At 36.9% G+C, this 14983-nt stretch carries 12 protein-coding genes; 8 read left to right on the top strand and 4 right to left on the bottom strand.

Annotated features, from left to right (window positions below):
* Positions 1 to 363 precede the first annotated feature (363 nt).
* The 5 genes from nagE (at position 364) to BN1243_RS20260 (ending at position 5566) form a co-directional block, all read left to right on the top strand.
* Positions 364 to 2253 carry an N-acetylglucosamine-specific PTS transporter subunit IIBC gene (gene nagE, locus BN1243_RS20280; protein WP_062109906.1) on the top strand — a complete coding sequence of 630 codons (1890 nt, stop codon included), beginning with the start codon at positions 364 to 366 and terminating at the stop codon, positions 2251 to 2253.
* 6 nt (positions 2254 to 2259) lie between these two features.
* Positions 2260 to 2481 carry a hypothetical protein gene (locus BN1243_RS20275; RefSeq protein ID WP_062109903.1) on the top strand — a complete coding sequence of 74 codons (222 nt, stop codon included), beginning with the start codon at positions 2260 to 2262 and terminating at the stop codon, positions 2479 to 2481.
* A 51-nt stretch (positions 2482 to 2532) separates the two neighbouring features.
* Positions 2533 to 3441 (top strand): nuclease-related domain-containing protein, encoded by a 909-nt coding sequence (locus BN1243_RS20270; protein ID WP_326569856.1) that lies wholly within the window; start codon positions 2533 to 2535, stop codon positions 3439 to 3441.
* A 431-nt stretch (positions 3442 to 3872) separates the two neighbouring features.
* The gene (locus tag BN1243_RS20265; protein WP_062109902.1) at positions 3873 to 4547 is read left to right on the top strand and encodes a response regulator transcription factor; all 675 of its coding nucleotides are present in this window, start codon (positions 3873 to 3875) and stop codon (positions 4545 to 4547) included.
* A gap of 167 nt (positions 4548 to 4714) precedes the next feature.
* Positions 4715 to 5566 carry a sensor histidine kinase gene (locus tag BN1243_RS20260; RefSeq protein WP_230200271.1) on the top strand — a complete coding sequence of 284 codons (852 nt, stop codon included), beginning with the start codon at positions 4715 to 4717 and terminating at the stop codon, positions 5564 to 5566.
* A 20-nt stretch (positions 5567 to 5586) separates the two neighbouring features.
* Here the strand turns inward: BN1243_RS20260 and BN1243_RS20255 are convergent, their stop codons facing one another.
* Complete coding sequence (locus BN1243_RS20255) at positions 5587 to 7506, bottom strand: ABC transporter permease (protein ID WP_062109898.1); 1920 nt, start codon at positions 7504 to 7506, stop codon at positions 5587 to 5589.
* Complete coding sequence (locus BN1243_RS20250) at positions 7493 to 8269, bottom strand: ABC transporter ATP-binding protein (protein ID WP_062109896.1); 777 nt, start codon at positions 8267 to 8269, stop codon at positions 7493 to 7495. The genes BN1243_RS20255 and BN1243_RS20250 overlap by 14 nt, the downstream gene beginning before the upstream one ends.
* A gap of 244 nt (positions 8270 to 8513) precedes the next feature.
* On the opposite strand from BN1243_RS20250, the gene BN1243_RS20245 reads away from it, so the two are divergent.
* Positions 8514 to 9473: a glycine-rich domain-containing protein gene (locus BN1243_RS20245; RefSeq protein ID WP_062109894.1), complete on the top strand. Its 960-nt coding sequence runs from the start codon at positions 8514 to 8516 to the stop codon at positions 9471 to 9473.
* A gap of 78 nt (positions 9474 to 9551) precedes the next feature.
* Here BN1243_RS20245 and BN1243_RS20240 read toward each other — a convergent pair whose 3' ends face one another.
* Positions 9552 to 11879 (bottom strand): carbohydrate-binding domain-containing protein, encoded by a 2328-nt coding sequence (locus BN1243_RS20240; RefSeq protein WP_230200270.1) that lies wholly within the window; start codon positions 11877 to 11879, stop codon positions 9552 to 9554.
* A 236-nt stretch (positions 11880 to 12115) separates the two neighbouring features.
* On the opposite strand from BN1243_RS20240, the gene BN1243_RS20235 reads away from it, so the two are divergent.
* Entirely contained in the window at positions 12116 to 12802 is a 687-nt protein-coding gene (locus BN1243_RS20235; RefSeq protein WP_062109892.1) for a response regulator transcription factor, read from the top strand.
* On the top strand, positions 12795 to 14063 hold the full coding sequence (locus tag BN1243_RS20230; RefSeq protein WP_062109890.1) for a sensor histidine kinase: 1269 nt from the start codon (positions 12795 to 12797) through the stop codon (positions 14061 to 14063). The genes BN1243_RS20235 and BN1243_RS20230 overlap by 8 nt, the downstream gene beginning before the upstream one ends.
* A gap of 215 nt (positions 14064 to 14278) precedes the next feature.
* Here BN1243_RS20230 and BN1243_RS20225 read toward each other — a convergent pair whose 3' ends face one another.
* Entirely contained in the window at positions 14279 to 14704 is a 426-nt protein-coding gene (locus BN1243_RS20225; protein ID WP_062109888.1) for an SRPBCC family protein, read from the bottom strand.
* Between the last annotated feature and the right edge of the window lie 279 nt (positions 14705 to 14983).

The raw sequence follows: 14983 nt of genomic DNA, 5'->3' as shown, positions 1-14983 counted from the left end.
CAGGTATTTTGATCAAAATTGAAATCATTAATAGATTTGACTCTGTTTTAAAAACACACTTAAGTGGTATAGAACCTTGAATATATCTTTACTCCTTATTCGCAAATCAAACTCAAACATCCATAATAAGAAAAAACTGTGTTTCCAAGTGACTCTCTAGCAAGTACTTAATTGTGTCGTCTAGGAATATTATAAAGATAAGGTAGAAAAATACACATTATCTCTATTTAACCCTTTCCAAATTAGCGGTTCTTTTTCATTTGAATAAAATTCAATGCATTCCAGCAAAATAACTTTATAACTATTGTAGGGTACTTTTTATTTTTGCCTAATCTATTTATAAGAATAGGAGGAGATTCATTCATGTTAGGTTTTTTACAACGTATTGGTAAGGCCCTTATGCTGCCAATTGCTGTATTGCCAGCTGCAGGATTGCTTTTGCGTTTTGGACAAGAAGATTTATTAGATATTCCCTTTCTTGCAAATTCGGGTGACGCCATTTTCAGTAACTTGGCTCTAATTTTTGCTATCGGGGTCGCGATTGGCTTTGCAAAAGACAATAATGGTGCCGCTGCACTAGCTGGTGCCATTGGTTACCTCATCTTAACTGAGGGTGCAAAAGCCATTAACGAATCAATTAATATGGGAGTGCTTGGTGGGATTATCACTGGAATTATCGCAGGTCTTTTATATAATCGATTCCATGACATTAAACTTCCTGATTGGCTCGGATTTTTTGGAGGACGGCGGTTCGTACCAATTATCACTGCGGTAGTTATGGTCTTCTTAGCATTTTTAGCTGGATATGGATGGCCACCAATTCAAAATGCAATTGATGCATTAGGTAACTGGATCATCGGTCTTGGCGCAGTGGGAGCAGGTTTATTTGGATTCTTCAACCGCTTGCTCATTCCACTTGGACTGCACCACGTACTAAACAATCTTTTCTGGTTCCAGTTTGGAGAATATGGAGGAAAAACGGGTGATATTGCCCGATTCTTTGCGGGAGACCCAACAGCTGGAACATATATGACAGGTTTCTTCCCAGTTATGATGTTTGGTTTACCAGCGGCAGCTTTTGCGATTATTGCAGCAGCAAAACCAGAGCGTCGTAAAGCCGTTTTTGGGATGTTTATCAGTCTTGCGTTAACTTCCTTTATTACAGGTATTACCGAACCAATTGAATTTGCGTTCATGTATATTGCACCACTTTTATATGGTGTTCACGCTGTTTTAACAGGGGTTTCCATGTGGTTAACGACGAGTCTTGGTATTAAAGATGGTTTTACGTTCTCAGCTGGAGGAATTGATTATTTAATCAACTTTACCATTGCCGAAAAACCATTACTTTTACTACTTATCGGTCTGATTTACGCAGCAGTCTACTTCGTAGTGTTTTACTTCTTAATTAAAGCATTTAACCTGAAAACCCCTGGTCGTGAAGATGAGGAAATTACAGAAGAAGATGAGGCTACTGTTGCACCGACTGGAAATAAATATGATCAAATGGCTTATCATTTCATCAATGACATTGGCGGCCGCGACAATATTACGGCGATTGATAATTGTACAACTCGCCTCCGCTTAAATGTGAATGACATGGATCAAGTAAAAGACGATGCTCTTAAACGACATGGTGCGAAAGGCATCATGAAACTGAATAAAAAGAATTTACAAATTGTCGTTGGGACAGATGTTGAATTTGTTGCCGATGCCATGAAGAGAATCGATATGAGTGCAGCGCCTGTTGCTGAACCTGTCGATACCGATGAAGCTGGAACAGGTACAAACGGTCTGCTTCCGTTAACATCGAAAGACTTCGTTATGCCCATTACCGGAGAAGTCATTCCGATAACAGAAGTACCAGACCAAGTATTTTCGCAAAAAATGATGGGTGACGGTTTTGCGATTGTTCCAGAAGATGGAACAGTTGTCTCTCCTGTTGATGGAGAAATTATCAGCGTCTTCCCAACAAAACATGCAATTGGAATTCGTGCTAAGCAAGGTTATGAAATTCTAATTCATGTTGGGATGGATACCGTAAACCTAGAAGGAAAAGGCTTTACGGCCCACGTAAAAGAAGGTGACCCGGTTACAAAGGGACAAGAAATTCTCACCTTTGACTTAGATTTCATTAAACAATCAGCACCATCTACAGTAACACCAATCGTCTTTACAAATTTAACTAAGCTTAACTTGCGGAAAGAAGGAAAAGTGGAGCAAGGAAGCGAAGGTATTATTTCAATTGAATAACTGAAATTGAAAAATGTCCGCCTGATTATGGCGGATATTTTTGATGAAATTAGGATAATGGCGCTAGGTCGAAAAAAACAAGTAGAAGAAATTCAATCGATTATGTCTAACATAAAGGCAATCAAAGAAAGCCTAAATCATGAGAAAAGAGATCATGTGAGAAGACGACTGTATATTGGGATCGAACCTGTTAATTATTATCAAGGTGTTTGGAAAATTATGTTATAATCAATATAAATCTCCCTTATCAATAAATCCAAAAGAAAGGTGGTTCATCCCTTGATCATTGGCAAGCCCCGCACTGAATCTACAACTTTAAAAGCTCTAAAATTTTTAAACACACGCATGTCTTTATCCGAAGAAGATAAACGCTATTACCTCAACTTACTAAAAGGATACGAAGGCGAAATCATGTTTGATTCTATGACAGAAAAATTGGAATGTGATTGCATTATATTGAATGATCTGCTCCTGGAAGTGAACAATTCAACATTTCAAATTGATACATTGATCATTACCTCTGAAATCATTTACCCTTTCGAAGTAAAGAACAATTCCGGGGACTATTATTACGAATCAGATAAAATGTACACAATGAATAAAATCGAAATTAATAACCCGCTGAATCAATTAAGAAAAAACAACTCACTATTAAACCGATTACTTCACCTACTTGGCCATAAACTCCCCATCGTTGATTCCGTTGTTTTTATAAACCCCGAATTCACGTTATATCAGGCACCTATGGACTTACCATTGATCTTCCCTGGACAAGTTCACCGCACTTTGCAAAAGGTTGATGCAACACAGTCTAAACTAACAAGGCAACATAAACTATTGGCTGAAAAACTTGTGTCTTTGCATATGGATGATTCTCGTTTTTCAAAATTACCATCCTATAATTATCATTCTTTGCGTAAGGGAATAGTTTGTAAAAACTGTCATTCCTTTTTGGTATCCATTTCAGGAAGTGCCTGTATCTGTCAAAACTGTCATACTAAGGAAAGCGTTACTGAAGCAGTCATACGAAGCGCCAATGAATTTCAACTCCTATTTCCTAATGAAAAAATGACAACAGGGCTGATACACGACTGGTGTAAAATAGTCTCCTCAAAAAAGAGAATATCCCGTATTTTGCAGAAAAACTTCAAACAAATCTACTTAAATAGATGGACCTATTTTAAATAAAAAATTTCCGTCTCTGACTGATTAGTCAAAGACCCCTTCTTGGAAATTTTCAGAATTTTGTCTCCGAGAGCAACGATCAAAGACATATTTTACTTTTTCTCCCGTCTTTTGTCTCTGATCATCTCCCTCAGAGACTTTTTTACAATAAATTTCGGGATTTTGTCTCCGAGAGCAACGATCAAAGACATATTTTACTTTTTCTCCCGTCTTTTGTCTCTGATCACCTCCCTCAGAGACTTTTTTACAATAAATTTCGGGATTTTGTCTCCGAGAGCGATGATCAAAGACATAATTTATGTATCCTTAAGTACATTGAAAATACAAAAAGAAATGCTTATTATTGATCAATTACTAAAGTAGTTTAAGTAGCGATTCTTACGACTTTCCCCATTCTATCCCCCGTATTTGCTATACTAAAAAGGGTGATAATCATGTACAAAATTTTAATTATTGAAGATGACAATAAAATCAGAACATTGATCGGGCAGTATTTAGCTAAATGGAATTTCCAACCTGTTATTGTAGAGAATTTCGAGAAAATTGTCGAGCAAATGTTAAAAGAAAGCCCACATCTCATCCTTTTAGATATTAATTTACCTGGAAGGGATGGTTTTTATTGGTGCAGCAAGCTTCGCCAGATTTCAGATGTACCGGTCATAATCATATCATCACGTTCGCAAAGTATGGATATAGTGATGGCGATGAATATGGGGGCAGACGATTATATTCAAAAACCATTTTCACTTGAAGTGTTAGTCGCCAAAATAAACGCTGTTCTACGACGATCCAGTTTCATTCAAAATAAAGAAAATGACATACTTACAGTGGGAGAACTTACTCTTAATTTGCAAAATTCCTTTGTGTCCTTCCTTGAGAAAGAGGTTTCCCTTTCAAGAAATGAATTTCAAATTTTATACCTTCTAATGAAAAAATCTGGACAGATCATTTCTCGAGATGAAATCATGCGGGCATTATGGGAAGATGAACAATTTATTGATGACAATACACTTACCGTCAATATGACTCGTCTTCGAAGAAAGCTTAAAGAGATTGGCAAAGCAGACGCCATCATTACGAAAAAAAGACAAGGATATCTATTACAATGAAATGGAAACAATATCTTTTTGAGCAACGATTTTTGATCTTCACTTTTTTTATATTCATGATACTTACTTCTTTAATCATATTACTAGATCCAAAATTACAGATACATATTAGCAACCTTCTCTATTTATTAGTAATAATAAGCTGCCCTTTTTTCATCTACTTGATTTTGGATTATCATAGAAAAAAAGCTTTTTTCCATGAAATAATGCAACAAATAGAAGCTGGAATTATTTTGCAACCCTCAAACTCACACAACTTTGAAGAAAAAAAGATCATACACTTATTGCAATCACAAAAACTGCAATTTGAATACGATATTGGCCGTTTGAAAAGTAAAGAAAAGGAATGGCATGAATACATGACTACGTGGGTTCATGAGATCAAAACCCCAATTTCTGTTAGTAAAATGATCTTTGAATCCGAGTCCAGTCTGGACAGTTTAGAAGAGGAAATGGATAAAATTGAGCATTTAGTTGACCAAGCCCTTTACTACACGCGAGCCAGTGATTTTAGTAAGGATTATTTTATTCAAGAGTTGGATGCTGAATCCATCATTAAGGAAGTCATAAAGGGAAATCGCAAATTATTCATATCAAAAAAAATCAAGGTACAATTAAACCTTAGCCCATTAGAAGTCCTCACTGACAAAAAGGGACTGCTATTTATCATAAATCAGATTCTATCAAACTCATTAAAATACACTCCTCCCAATGGGGAAATTGTCATCCAGATTGATACAAATAAAAGAAAAATCATTATCCATGATAATGGAATTGGAATTTCCACTGAAGATTTGCCAAGGGTTTTCGAGAAAGGCTTCACTGGAATAAACGGAAGGCAATTTTCTGCTTCCACTGGAATGGGCTTATACCTTGCTAAAACAATTGCCGGTAAATTAGGACACCAGTTGGAAATTCATTCGTTGGAAGGAACCTATACAGAATCCTCCATTACTTTTTCCAAAACCGTTGATCATTTTAGAGAGGAATTAAATCCATTCTCTTACAAAAGGACGTGATCTGATGACCACGTCCTTTCTTAATGATTCACAATTGAATCATATTTCTTATATGTGATTACGTAGTATCCAAAATAGATAACGATATAAATACCAATCATAGTTAAAAACGGCAGAAACATATTCATATGAGTAAATCTAGCAAGGGCTGTCATAATGACTGAACTATTCGGAATCGCAATGATGAGAGGGAGTAAAAAAACCGGCAATAATTGTTTGGCAATCGCTCCCTTCATTTGTTTTCGGCCCATGCCAATTTTTCTTAAAATCTTATAACGTCCTTGATCAGCCGTTGCCTCTGTCAGCTGTTTGTAGTACAACATACTGCCAGTAGCCAGGATGAAAACGATCCCCAAAAAGGCACCAATGAAAATTAATAATCCGTATGTCTGAATCCCTTTTTGATATTCCTGATAGAAGGAAGAGAACTGGAAAAATTCATCATGGATATTATCATAAAATTCTTTTTCAATTGCGGCGGTTAGTGTTTCCATCTTTTTTTCATTTTTTAGTTTATATATTTGCATTGTTCTCATTTCAGCATGTTCTTTCAACTGCTCATATTTTTCGTTGGCAATGACCAATTGGAATGTAGAATAATCCAAATTCAGCAGTCGATCTTTTTCATATGCCTCAATTTTCACCTTGCCTTGATCATATAACAAAACGTCTTTTCCCGTATACGGGTCGTAATTTCTATTCAAATCCCCATCATTAAAAACAATAGCTCCATCTTGCCCAATACTTGATATCGGATTTAATCCCATTTTTCCAGCCAAACGCTTGTAGTCCTCTTCAGAAATTAGCATTAAAGGCATATGATCAAACCATCTTCCTGAAGCGGATAAATCTCCCTCCAACTCCAAATACTCTAGTTGTTCAGCAAACACTATTGGGTGATCCCCGCTCTCTTTGATCAATTTTTCAATTCGGGCATCGCTTTCTTCACTTTGAGAAGTATACATTATGCTTAAAGGATAAGTTTTAGACAGTTCATCATTAATGTTTTGTTGAAATCCGAAAATAGCCCCTAGAACGAACAGAGTAAGAGTCGTTAAGGATGCAATCACAGAAAGAATAAGGACATTCCCTTTCATCCGAAAGCGCAGATGGGAAACACTAATTAAGTTTGTCCCTTTAAAATAAATTCTCCCCATTTTTCCAATCCATTCCAGTAGAGTAATAAAAGCAGAATGGATAAATAAAAATGTTCCAATTAAAATGAGCAGCAATGATATAAGGACTGCAGTGAACCCCATTTCCTTATAAATCCCTGCATCAACAGGTAACAACAAAACGTAATAGCCAGCCCCAAGAAAGAGAAGTGATAATAGTGCGGCAACCTTTGACCCTCTCCGCTGTTTATCACCTTGTTTGTCTGCTTTTAACAAATCAATTAACGTATAGCGATAAATCATCAAGTAATTATGGGCAGACGTTAACCCGATGATCCCAGCAAACACGATAAACGTTTGAAAAACGGCTTCCACAGATAGTTCAAAATGAGCATTCAATGAAAAACCCATTAATTTTATTAATAACATCGTAAACAGTTTCGACAAGAGGGCTCCAATCACAATTCCAACAAGAAGAGCAACAAAGCCAGTAATTAGATTTTCATAGAAAAGTAATTTTGCAACTTGTTTCTTTCTCATTCCGAATAGTGAATATAAAGCCACTTCCTTCTTTCGCTTTCTTGTAAAAAAGGAATTTGAATACCAAATAAAAATCGCTGAAAAGATTAATAGCATGACAGATGCTGCCAAAAAAGCGGGTTCCACTTTTCCAAGAACAGTAGCCGATTCAATAATCTGCCTGTTATACTGAAGCGACACAAAAGTAAAATAAATTACGACACTAAGGACCATCGGATAAAAATAAAGTAAATATTGTTTCGTGTTCTTCTTTAAATTCTTTTTAGCTAAATCAAATAATGTCATGATGCCCACCTCCCCCAATTGTTGCGAGGATATCAATAATTTGCCCAAAAAATTGTTTCCGAGTTCGCTCTCCTTTTCTTATTTCAGTAAAAATAGATCCATCCTTAATAAATAAGACACGATTAGCAAAGCTTGCTGCGTAGGCATCATGTGTAACCATTAAGATTGTTGCCTCTTGCGATTTATTTAATTGCTCCAACGTTTGGAGTAATATAAAGGCAGATTTGGAATCTAAAGCTCCCGTCGGTTCATCAGCGAAAATTAAACTAGGATTCGTAATTATTGCTCTTGCGACAGCTGTTCTTTGCTGCTGACCTCCTGAAATATTGGCAGGATAGGAATTTAAAATACTTTCGATCCCAAGTGTTTCCGTTACATTCCTCAGTTTCTCTTCAATATCGAAATAGGAAGCATTCGATAAAGAAAGCGGTAAAATTATATTTTCTTTTACAGTTAATGTTTCTATTAAATTATAATCCTGAAAAATAAACCCCAGTTTTTCTCTTCTAAAATCAGCTAATTCTTCTTCTGTCAATTGGAGGATATTTTTCCAATTAATCATGATTTCTCCCGAAGTCGGGACATCGATTGTTGATAATACATTTAACAACGTTGATTTCCCTGCCCCTGATGGGCCCATTATCCCAACAAACTCACCTTTATTAACTTGCAGCTCAATGTCATTCAATGCTGTGTGAAAATTCCCTTTGGAACCAAAAGTCTTTTTTAAATTGCTCGCTTCTAAAACGATATCCTTTTCCATTTATTATCCCTCGTTTTCCTTTATATCTCTTACTATAAAAGATCCTAAAGGGTCTAACCATAACTTATCCTTACAATTTACCTTCCATCCTTACAATTTTGTAACATTCCCGGGCTACACTTTTCCCCAACATTTCATTTACGGTATTTTACTTGCCGTTCAGAGAGCTAGAATTAAATATGCCAGGATTTTGAAACATTTCCTAATAGTAAACGTATAGCTTATATAATAGGGAGGGAAAGCCATGGAAATCTTCATTATAGCTATTATCATTATTATTTCAGCTGTCGCTATTCAAATGATTGCGTCAAGAAGACGTTCTAAGTTACGTATTGAAGAACTGCCTATTCCAGACAATCTTGGCATACAGATGGAAGGTTTAAAACTTACCGTCCAAGATTTGGATAAAGCTTTGCCAGGTTTCTATGCTTCTGATGTAAAAAGCCGCTTTATGCAAGAACATCCAAAGGTAAAAGATTATGAGTTTGAATGGGTCTTCTTTGAATTAAAACGATACTTTATTATGAATCGTTTGTTGAAATCAGTGCCAATGTTCAGTCCCACTGTAGATGAAATTTGGCATGAGATGCTTATGTTTACGAGAGACTATGACAAGTTCTCCCAAAATTTTTATGGAGAGGTATTGCATCATACGCCAAATATGGAAGTAACCCCGATTCCAGGTGAAAGAGGCTTTTTCGACTGGGTGTATTTAAGCTTATTTAAATCTACTCCTAATAGTAGAATCATTTGGAAGGGATTTCTGAAAAATCCAATTGATCCTGATATAATGGGTGATTTTCGAAACTTAACAGATGCAGAACTGTTACAGAAGTATTTTCGGAATAATGAAGAGGAGCTTCCTCTTAAGAAGGAATTGATTCAGAAATTAAAAAATGAAATATTATCATCCGAACAAATGATGAAGGAAAACAGTGAACCGAATCCAATACCTTCATCAACACCTGAATCACAATTATTTTATTTAGCCGCAGGTGCAGCCGTCTTTTACTCACTACATGATCAGGGTTCTAATACATTTCAAGATCAGATGAATGATGTAATTCCTAATGAATATTATAAGACGTCTGCTAGCAGCGGAGGATCTACCTGTTCAGGATTTTCATGTAGCAGTTCCAGTGATTCTGGCGGCGACTCTGGAGGATCGAGTTGTTCCAGTTGCGGCGGTGGCTGCAGTAGTTAAAACGCTGTATTGATTCTAGGAAACCAATTTTAGAAAAAGGCGATACCTATTCATCTGGTATCGCCCTTTGTTAACCCTTTATTGTCTTCTTTGCCCCGGTACTTCAATACCTAGTTCAGCTAATTTTTCTGAAGCTTCTTCTTGTGTAATCGTTCCGTTCTGTACTTGTTCCATTATCGTCTGGACCTTCTCATTAGTTTCTTCATCAAGGTCGTTAAACATCCCGCCAGGTCCTTGTCCTTGTGGCTGCTCTCCCATTCCTCCTCCATTAGGAAAACCTCCACCAGGGCCCGAGTTTCCACCTGTTGTGACACCTGATTCATCCAGCCACGTTACAGATTCTGAAATAGTAAAGTCGACTACTTTCGTACCTTCTTCATATTCCCCATCTAAAAATAAACCATCTTGTTTCTCCCCTGTTGCTGTGCCCCCAGAATAAAGAGTGTACGTTTCACCCTGTTTCAATTCGGCTGAGCTGATCAAAACTGATTGATAGTCTTTACTAGGAACAAAGGTTGCGATCGTATTCCCGGCCTGGCCTGTAAGATGAACAATCGTACCTGCTTTTTTTGTTTCAGGGAACGTCATTAAAATCGACTTCTGTGTAGATTGTTCTGACGGTGCCATTGCCATACCAGAGCTCCCAGCAGTAATTAAGGTGCCTCCGCTAATTTCAAAGCTTTCATCATAGTCAAGCGAACCATTGCCATTATTTGTTGGACCGTTAACGATCACCGTACCACCAGTCATTGTGATCGATCCGTTTGAATCTAATCCATCACCATTCGTATCGATCGTGATATAACCGCCTTGAATTATGAGTCCTCCATCACTCTCTTTCGTTTCCTCAGTTTCTTCCCCAGTGCTCTGTTTTCCATTCTCCCTTGCTACTTCCCCGCTAGTGCTATCACTAGTAGCTGTTTTTCCTTCTTCGTTTGCTTGCGTGTCTTGCCTGCTCTGTGATGGCATTCCCCCGTCTTTTGCTACCGGCTTATCTTGTTCACCTGTTGACATTCCGTCTTCACCTGCATCTATATTCGGAGGAGCCTCGCCATTTCCATTTGTGCCTCTATTCCCTTCCATTCTTGGCGGCATTCCACCTCCACCATTTGGCATTCCGAAACCAGAGCCATCATTTCCACCGCCCACATTCACTCCATCGTCACTGGAAGTAATATGGATCTCACCATCGAGAATCGTAATCTGCGCACTCTCGACACCTTCATAACTTTTCGTAATATTTATTTTTCCGCCAGCAAGAATGAGAGAAGAATCCGCATGGACACCATCATCACCTGTGGAAATTTCGAACTCCCCGTCGATAATAGCGACTTGATCATTACTATGAATGGCATCATCCATTGCATCAATTGTAAAAGTACCGCCGCTTACCGCTAGAACCTTCTCGGCTTTGATCCCTTTCGTACTTGGTGAATCTTCTTCCTCTGTAGCCGCTTCTGTAGAATCTCCCCAAGGATCAGGCCTTTGTTCTTCAGCTTCAATTTTATCTGGACTTCCTCCACCAGAAACAATGTTATAGGAACCATCGGTAATGTAGACAGATGTGGCAGCTTGCATTCCGTCGCTACCCGCGACAATATTGTATGTCCCACCTTGAAGTACGATACCGCCTTTGTTTTCTTTTTCGTCATTCGTTGATTTAATTCCATCTCCACCGGCATTCACCTTTATATTTCCAGCTTTGACAGCAACTACATCCCGACCGATAATCCCATCATCAACGGCAGTCACTTCAATATTCCCACCAGTGATTTTCAAATTATCCTTACTCTTTATCCCATTATTATAATTTCCGTTAACGATTAGCTTACCTTCCCCGTTGATCGTTAAATCATCTTTACTAAATAGCGCCGCATCTGGCTCACCTTCTGATGCTTCGTCTAATTGATAATCCGTTCCATCCGTAATCGTATTTTCTGTTCCTTCAGGCAAAGAGATAATTGTATTTTCCGCATTTTTAATAAAAATTGGAGCATTATTATCACTGCTTATATCTACTCCATTTAAAACTAGTTTTACGGTCCCTTTATCTTCCGCATCTACAATAATTTGGCCATTTTCCCACTCGCCGCTTAAAACATAAACACCAGACGTTTTAATAGTCAGATTTCCTTCAGAATGAAGCAAGGCTTGGGAATCATCAAAGATCGCTTCATTCCCTTTTAACTCAATATAGACTGGATTTTCATTTTTCCAATTGCTATACTCGTCAGCATTCTGATAAGTGACCATATCACTAATCGCCTCATCCATATCCTCCATTGTCATAGCTGCAGCTTTACTTTCTTCTGCTGAATTATTCTCTATTTCAGTATTAGGATTACAAGCTGTTAAAAGCATGGCAGATAGCGTAAATACTGCTAATTTAAAATAAGAAGATTTCACACATATTCATCCTTTCTTTTCAAGATGACCTTCCTTGAACTTGAAACTATTATCTTCTCTCAACCTTAAAAGAACCTTAAAGTGTGTGTTCCATTACGAAGAAATTCGCTTAAGTCTTTTTACCAGACTGATTGAACTACCTTTTAAAATTAACTAGAAAAGTCTTTCTTGCATTTTCTTTCCGCTATCCTGTAAGATCGATACATAATTTAAGAGCATGTAAGGTGAGGGTTATAATGAAGCTGCTAATCATTGAAGATGATCAATTTCTGTCTGAAACAATCCGCGAAACAACGGAAGGCCTGTTCGAAACGGAACAAGCCTTTAATGGGGAAGATGGATTATTTTTAGCCGAACAAAATATATTCGATATTATTATTTTAGATATTATGATGCCATACATGGATGGCTATGAAGTTTTAAAAAATTTAAGAGTGAAAAACATTACAACACCAGTGCTCATCCTATCAGCGAAGGATGGGATTGATGACAAAATCCATGGATTTAAAGTAGGAGCTGATGACTATCTCGTTAAACCATTTCATAGAGAGGAATTGCTGTTACGACTAGAGGCAATCATTCGCAGAGCAGGAGGAACATTGGAAGAAAATACGCTCTCTTTCAAGCAATTGAAACTTAATGTAAAAAATAAAACAGCCTCATTTGAGGATGAACTCCTTCCGCTGAATGGAAAATTATTCGAGCTTCTTGAATATTTCATTCATAATAAAAATACGATTTTAACGAAAGAGCAGATTTTTGACCGAATTTGGGGCTTTGAATCAGATACGTCCACGACTGTTGTTGAAGTGTATGCTAGTAAATTACGGAAAACTTTAAAAAAATATGGATATGATCAATACATTAAAACATTTCGGGGATTAGGGTATATGCTGACGGAAAATGGTGAAGGCAATGATTAAAAACAAAATTTTCCGTAAAGAACAATTAAAATTTATGATTTTAAACTTAATTGCCTTTACGCTAATCTTTACTATTTTCGATATCATCATCTTCCACCAAGTACAGAGAACGCTATTTTCCAAATCAGATCACGAATTATTAGCATTTAAGGACATGTTAATAGAGCAACCATTTGATAAAAATCGAACACCACCGCCTCTAGATGGTCGGCAAAGACCGAATCCCAACCCCCGTATTACCGTTTTAAAATGGAATAAAGCTGGGGAAATTATGAATGAAAAGGAAATTGGTTCCTTGTTATATGAAAGTTATTTTCAAGATTATCAATTAGATGAAGCTCCGTTAGATGTGATTACAACAACAACGATTGATGATGTTTATCATTTTCGCTACTTGCTTTTTCAAGATCCTAATAATGAAGAAGGAGCTTATACACAGGTCCTTATTAGCATTGACGCAGAATATACATTCGTCGATAACTTTGAAAAGCTGCTCTTAATTTGTTCGATTATATTTATTTTGCTTTCCATAACCGCAAGCTATTTGTTGTCAAAAAGAATGATGACCCCGATTATCCGCTCTTGGAACAAGCAAGCGGAGTTTGTCGAAAACGCATCACATGAACTGCGAACACCTTTAACGATTATCCAAAATAAGCTAGAACTATTGCTAACGACACCAGCAGAAAAAATTATGGACAAGTTTGAGCATATCGCCCTTAGCTTATCGGAAACTAGAAGACTATCCAAATTGACATCTGACTTATTAACTTTAGCGAGAGCAGATTCAGCGGAAACAGAACTTATTAAATCATCAATCCCGATTGATTCTTTTATTAAAAATATATGTACACCTTACATTGAAATTGCCGAATCACAAGATAAGCAATTTTGGTTGAATCTAAACTGCCATGAACAGCTTGAAGCAGATGAAGACCGCCTTCATCAACTCTTCGTCATTTTGCTTGATAATGCATTAAAGTATACAGCTGAAGGCGATAGTATTGGCGTAAAAACATATAATGAAGATGCAAAGATTTATATCGAAATTAGTGATACGGGGATTGGGATCAAACCTGAAAACGAGAAACATATTTTCGATCGCTTTTATCGAGAAGATAAAGCACGTTCGCGGGAGACTGGCGGAAGCGGATTAGGTCTTTCGATTGCACAATGGATCGTTGCAAAACACGGTGGAACAATCGCAGTAATAAGAGGACAACAGAAAGGAACAACCTTTCAAGTGAAATTGCCGAAATGATACCGTCGTTTTAAAAACAGGATCTTAAACGACGGAGAAAAACGCTCAGAAGATGAGCGTTTTTTTACAGTTTGCGAATTGTTTACTCCGCAATCGCGCCTGATTCTGGAAGATCACTTCAAAAGTTTCTTAAAGTGAATCCTATTATATTAAGTCATGTTTACGTAAAAATAGCCTCAAAATAATTTGGACCTTATCAACTAATACCTCATTTTTTAATGAATTAATGATGCTCTTAAGGTATTAACCTCATTTTCTAAATATGCCTTTAAGCAACTTAACATATATACCCAGCCTTCTTTTTGACCCATCATTTTAGCTACAATCTCAGGATCATTTTCTGTAAAACCTGATTCATTTACTTCAATAATTGTACTGGTATCATCCTCTTTTAGGGTAATTGTAACGACCGTTTCTCCCCAAGAGAACATAATTTTCTCATTGTTCACGACCTCTTGTATATTAATATCCCCTTCAGCATTGTACTCATCATATCTCAATGTAATCGTCTCGCCTTTTTCCCATCTTTTAGAACTCGATGAGAACCAAAAGTTCCCGATTTTTACAGGGTCTACAATGGCTTCAAACACCTCATGAGCTGGTTTATTAATTTTAAATTTCGTTGTTATTTCTGTATTCATACTAAGTCATCCTTTTTAGATTTATTATCTGTTGTAATTCTACCTCGTTTACTAAAGCTTTATTCAATTAAATTGCCCTTTTGTTGAATAAAAATTGCTCTCGATTCCTTAGAATATTGCAAATCATTTTAACACAGATTTCCCTAGTTTTCTCCCCATCATCCGAACTCATTCTCTTTAAACGAGGCCCTTTTTATTTTTTATGGAACGTTAAGGTTTGTTTAAGGTTTGTCCTCAATAATAGGAAGCACGGAGGAAATTGAAGCAAAGGAGAAATTC

This window comes from Bacillus niameyensis (assembly GCF_001375535.1).
Lineage (GTDB): Bacteria > Bacillota > Bacilli > Bacillales > Bacillaceae_C > Lederbergia > Lederbergia niameyensis.
The sequence above is the reverse complement of the archived record's forward strand: the minus strand, read 5'-3'. Positions and strand labels throughout refer to the sequence as shown.

Coding starts and splice junctions, on each gene's coding strand:
- BN1243_RS20250 (WP_062109896.1), bottom strand. CDS start 8,269: ATGGAAAAGGATATCGTTTTAGAAGCGAGCAATTTAAAAAAGACTTTT.
- BN1243_RS20235 (WP_062109892.1), top strand. CDS start 12,116: ATGAAGCTGCTAATCATTGAAGATGATCAATTTCTGTCTGAAACAATC.
- BN1243_RS20245 (WP_062109894.1), top strand. CDS start 8,514: ATGGAAATCTTCATTATAGCTATTATCATTATTATTTCAGCTGTCGCT.
- BN1243_RS20225 (WP_062109888.1), bottom strand. CDS start 14,704: ATGAATACAGAAATAACAACGAAATTTAAAATTAATAAACCAGCTCAT.
- BN1243_RS20230 (WP_062109890.1), top strand. CDS start 12,795: ATGATTAAAAACAAAATTTTCCGTAAAGAACAATTAAAATTTATGATT.
- nagE (WP_062109906.1), top strand. CDS start 364: ATGTTAGGTTTTTTACAACGTATTGGTAAGGCCCTTATGCTGCCAATT.
- BN1243_RS20255 (WP_062109898.1), bottom strand. CDS start 7,506: ATGACATTATTTGATTTAGCTAAAAAGAATTTAAAGAAGAACACGAAA.
- BN1243_RS20265 (WP_062109902.1), top strand. CDS start 3,873: ATGTACAAAATTTTAATTATTGAAGATGACAATAAAATCAGAACATTG.